This is a genomic window from Myxococcus sp. AB025B, assembly GCF_006518215.1.
GTDB lineage: Bacteria > Myxococcota > Myxococcia > Myxococcales > Myxococcaceae > Myxococcus > Myxococcus fulvus.
The window spans coordinates 1-4195 of sequence record NZ_SRLW01000496.1; the positions used below are offsets into that span (position 1 = coordinate 1).

5 protein-coding genes are annotated in these 4195 nt (G+C 69.2%); all 5 read right to left on the reverse strand.

What is annotated here, in order from left to right; translation table 11 throughout:
• On the reverse strand, positions 1-772 hold a 772-nt coding region (locus FL311_RS41530; RefSeq protein WP_194869604.1), incomplete at its 3' end, for an Hpt domain-containing protein.
• A gap of 50 nt (positions 773-822) precedes the next feature.
• Positions 823-1197 (reverse strand): response regulator, encoded by a 375-nt coding sequence (locus FL311_RS41535; RefSeq protein WP_046716503.1) that lies wholly within the window; start codon positions 1195-1197, stop codon positions 823-825.
• 75 nt (positions 1198-1272) lie between these two features.
• Entirely contained in the window at positions 1273-1695 is a 423-nt protein-coding gene (locus tag FL311_RS41540) for a chemotaxis protein CheW (RefSeq protein WP_046716504.1), read from the reverse strand.
• A gap of 15 nt (positions 1696-1710) precedes the next feature.
• A complete protein-coding gene (locus FL311_RS41545) occupies positions 1711-2658 on the reverse strand; it encodes an MmcQ/YjbR family DNA-binding protein (RefSeq protein WP_141333146.1) in 948 nt (315 codons plus the stop codon).
• On the reverse strand, positions 2655-4055 hold the full coding sequence (locus tag FL311_RS41550) for a methyl-accepting chemotaxis protein (protein WP_141333147.1): 1401 nt from the start codon (positions 4053-4055) through the stop codon (positions 2655-2657). The genes FL311_RS41545 and FL311_RS41550 overlap by 4 nt, the downstream gene beginning before the upstream one ends.
• Positions 4056-4195 lie beyond the last annotated feature (140 nt).

Sequence of the window (4195 nt, forward strand, 5' to 3'; positions counted from 1 at the left end):
CGCCAGCACCACCATCCGTCGAGCCCGCGCCGGAGGAACCACCACCCGTCGCACCCGAACCACCCGTCGAGCCCGCGCCGGAGGAGCCACCACCGCCTGCGCCGGAGCCACCCGTCGAGCCCGCGCCCGAACCACTCGCGCCGGAGCCACCACCCGTCGCGCCCGAGCCGCCAGTCGTGCCCGAACCACCCGTCCCGGAACCACCACCCGCCGAGCCCGAACCACTCGCGCCAGAACCACCACCCGCCGAGCCCGAACCACTCGCGCCCGAGCCACCACCCGCCGTGCCCGTGCCACCACCGGAGCCACCCGAGGACTCCCCACCGTCGGAGCCCTCCGGCTTGAGCACGGTCACCTTCGCGACGCGCGTGGCGATGGGGGCGTGGCCCGTCATCGTGGTGACGCGGGCGGCGAGCTGCGCCAGGAGCGGGGCGGCCTCGTCCGGAGGATGTCCCTCGGCCACGGCGCGCACCTGCGCCAGCAGCGTGTCCGAGGCACTCAACAGCAGGTCCACCAGGTCCCGGTCCAGCCGGCTGCGGTCCTGCCGCACGGCGTCCACCAGGTCCTCCACCCGGTGCGCCAGAATCGCGATGGGCTCGAAGCCCATCGACGACGCCATGCCCTTCACGGAGTGGGCGTGGCGGAACATCGAGTCCACCGCGCTCGAGGACCCCTCGCGCTCCAGCTGTACCAGGTCCCTGCCGAGCGCCTCGAGGTGCTCGGTGGCCTCCGAGATGAAGAGGCCCAGGTAACGGGACATGTCCATCGTCATGCCCGACCTCGTTCAGAAAGCGCCGAGTGACCGCCCGCGGGCGACGTCGCTCACGCCCCTCCCACTCCCAGGACCTTCTTCACCACACCCAGCACGTCCTCGGCGCGGAACGGCTTGACGATGAAGTCCGAGGCGCCCGCCTCGATGGCCTCCATCACCAGGCTCTCCTGACCGAGCGCGGAGCACATGATGACCACCGCGCTGCTGTCGTGCTTGATGATCTCCCGCGTCGCCTCGATGCCGCTCTTGAACGGCATGACGATGTCCATCGTCGTGAGGTCGGGCTTGAGCTCCTTGTACTTCTCCACGGCCTCCAGGCCATTGGCCGCTTCGCCGACGACCTCGAACCCTCCAGACGCGAAGATGTCCTTGATCATGTTGCGCATGAAGATGGCATCGTCGACGACCAGGACCCGCTTAGCCATGTGAAGAACTCCGCCTCCGAATCGCCTAGCCTAGAGGAGCGCGCACACTAACACCCGCGCTTTCCAGGGGGCTACTCACTTGGAATGGGTGAACAAGGCAACCACCGCGGCGTCCAGTCCCTCCGGGTCCAGCACGGTCACTCCCAGCCCACCCAGCCGGGCGACGCCACGGATGGCCGGTGTCGACTTCCCCGGCGCCGTGCTCACCCGCTCGACCGCCTCGATTCCATCCACATCCGTCACCAACAGTCCCAGATCCCTCCGGCCGCGGTCCAGAAGAACCACGCGGGACGGCGGCGAGGCCCCATCCGGGAGCCCCAACAGCTGGCGCAGCTCCACCACCGTCACCACCCGGCCCCGCAGGTTCATCACCCCGGTAATCGCAGCCGGTGCGCGCGGCACCCGGGTGAAGCGCTCCGGAGGCACGACGACCTCCCGCACCGCCGACAAGGGCAGTCCGTAGCGCTCCTTCTCCACCCGGAAGATGACGTGCCGCACAGAGGTCGTGTTGTATCAGCTTTGCATTGAGCGGGACGCCGTGGCGCGTCGCGCCGTGCGGGGCCGCTTCACCCCGGGCGCCACTTTCCTCGCGGACGGTTTGCCTGCCGCCGCAGCCACCTTCTTGCCAGGACGCTTCACCTGCGCGCCCGAGGTCTTCGCGCCTGCGGGTGCCGCCTTCACCCCCACGGCCTTCGCCTCCACGCCCGTCGACTTCACGTTCGCGCTCACCGTCTTCGGCTTCGTGGCGGATGGCTTCAGCTTCGCGCCCGACGACTTCACCTTCGCGCTCGCGGTCTTCGGCTTCATGGCGGCTGGCTTCAGCTTCGCGTCCGACGACTTCGCCTTTGCGCTCACCGTCTTCGGCTTCGTGGCGGCTGGCTTCACCTTCGCGCCCGTCGACTTCGACTTCGCGCTCACCGTCTTCGGCTTCGCGGCGGCGGGCTTCAGCTTCGCGTCCGTCGCCGTCACCTTCACGCTCGCCGTCTTCGGCTTCGCGGCGGCGGGCTTCACCTTCGTGCCCGACGACTTCTCGCCCGACGCCGTCGACTCCGCGCCCACCGCCTTCGTCTTGCTCGCGGCGGACTTCTTCACCACGGACGCACCGTCACCCAGGGACTTGGGCGCCACGGCGCGGAAGCTCTCCTGGATCCACAGGGCCATCAGCTCCACCGGGACCTCCTGTCCGGGGGAGAAGCGCGCCGTCACCCAGCCGCTCTTGCCCAGGCCATAGCCCGTGGGCTCGGCGAACGGGAGCATCAGCGCCGCCTCGTTGGACGTGGGCAGCTTGGTCGTGACACGCAGCCCTTCCTCGTCGAGCACGAGGATGGCGAACATCTTCCCGCGCACCTTCGCGGTGCGGTGTCCCCAGGGGAACTCCTCGGTGACGTCCGGCAGGGCGAGCATCACCTCGCGCAGCCGCGCCTCCGCGGCGCCCAACACGACGGTGGCGCCCTGGCTCATGGACCCAGACGGAAGCTGCGCACCACGCTCTGCAGCTCGACGGAGAGGTTGGTCAGCTCGCTCGCCAGCGACGTCATCCGCGACACGGCGGCCGTCTGCTCCTGGATGACGGACTGGATGGCCTCGGTGGAGGCGGCGTTGTTGCGCGCCACCAGCTTGATCTCCTCGATGGCCTTCACCATCTCCTCGCTGCCCTTGTGCTGCTCGCGGGTGCTCTCGGAGATGAGGTGCACCTTCTCGGAGCCCTTGCGGATGGTGTCGGTGATGGCGCCCATGGAGCGCACGATGTTGGTGAGGTCCTCGCGGCCCTCCGCCAGCTCCGCGATGCCCTCCTTCATGGCGCTCACCACGGACGTCGACTGACCGGAGATGTCCCGCGCCAGCTTGGAGATCTGCTCGGCGGAACGGCCCGCGCTCTCCGCCAGCTTGCGCACCTCGTCGGCCACCACCGCGAAGCCCCGGCCGTACTCACCCGCGCGCGCCGCCTCAATCGTCGCGTTGAGCGCCAAGAGGTTCGTCTGCTGCGCCACCTGGGTGATGGCGTCGACGATCTTCGAGATCTCCTGCGTCTTCTCGCCGAAGGCGAACACCTGCTGGCTGGCGGACTCGATGCGGTTGAAGACCTTCTTCACCTTGTCGCCGGCCAGCCGCGCCGCCTTGGAGCCATCCTCCGCCGCGCTGCTCGTCTCCGCCGTCGTGCGCGCCGCGTCCTCCGCGCTGCCCGTCGTGCGCTGGATGCTGCTGGCCATCTCCGTGATGACCTTGGAGGCCTTGGACACCAGCTGCGACTGCGTCTCCGCGCCGCCCGCGATGATGTTCATCGACGAGCCCACTTCCTCCGTGGAGCCGTTGACGTTCTCCGCCGAGCGCTGCAGGTCGATGGCCGTGTCGGCCACGCTCTTGGCCGTCTCTTGAATCTTGCCCACCAGCTCGCGCAGGTTCTCCTGCATGCGGATGATGGCGCCCGTCAGCTCGTCGATTTCGTCGCGCGTGCTGCCGCCCTCGGCGGCCACGGGCTTGGACAGGTCACCCTGCGAAATCTCGTACGCGGAGTTGCTCAGCACCTTCACGCGCGTGACGCGCGCCAGCAGCGACGGCAGCGCGAAGGCGGCAAGGCCGGTGATTCCAATGGCCCCGAGCATCCGGATGGCCACCTTCCACTCGGCCACCTGGTCCAGGCCCAGCATCTCGACCAGCCCTTGCGCCAGCGGCTCCGAGACCACCATCCAGATGGTGAGCGCCAGCCCCAGCACCACGTAACCCTTGGTGATGCTGGACTGGAGGGAGACCACCTTGGTCGTACGACGCCCGTCCACCGCGGCGCGCACCAGGCGCTGCAGGGGCTCGCGGCGAGGCGTCAATCCGGGGGCAGTGTCGTCACGTAGGGGACGGCGCACGGGATGCTTTCGGGGGAGGGGCGGAAGCGCCCTGGGTTTAGCCTTGCTGTCGGGCAGGGTCAATCCACCCGGGAGGCTTGTCGGAAGTGGTCGAACCCGCCCGGCCGGCGCACGTCGCGTCCGGACTCGTCGTGGATCAC

What these genes read in the sequence shown, in the direction of transcription:
- FL311_RS41535 (WP_046716503.1), bottom strand. Translation starts at nt 1,197, where the DNA reads ATGGCTAAGCGGGTCCTGGTCGTCGACGATGCCATCTTCATGCGCAAC.
- FL311_RS41545 (WP_141333146.1), bottom strand. Translation starts at nt 2,658, where the DNA reads ATGAGCCAGGGCGCCACCGTCGTGTTGGGCGCCGCGGAGGCGCGGCTG.